Origin of the sequence: Streptomyces sp. WM6378 (genome assembly GCF_001279695.1) — a bacterium.
Classification (GTDB): Bacteria; Actinomycetota; Actinomycetes; order Streptomycetales; family Streptomycetaceae; genus Streptomyces.
The window spans coordinates 1-211 of record NZ_LGDD01000281.1; the positions used below are offsets into that span (position 1 = coordinate 1).

Consider the following 211-nt stretch of genomic DNA (forward strand, 5'->3'; position numbering starts at 1 on the left):
GTAGACCCCGGCGATCTCCTCGACCCGGTCGGGCCGGAACGAGGTGATCATGGCGGGATTCACACCCCGGGCCGGGTTGGCGCCCTGATGGAGGATGTAGAGATAGCGCTCGCCGCGGGTGCGGGTGGCGGGGATCCGGTAGGCGCGGATGTTGCGGCCGATCCGGCCCAGCGGCACTGCCCCGCGCGGTGGCGTGATCGACGCCTCCTGC

Annotated in this window: 1 protein-coding gene; it reads right to left on the bottom strand. The window is 72.0% G+C overall.

What is annotated here, in order from left to right; translation table 11 throughout:
* The coding region (locus ADK54_RS46135) for a hypothetical protein (RefSeq protein ID WP_159047857.1) at positions 1 to 211 on the bottom strand (211 nt) is incomplete at both ends.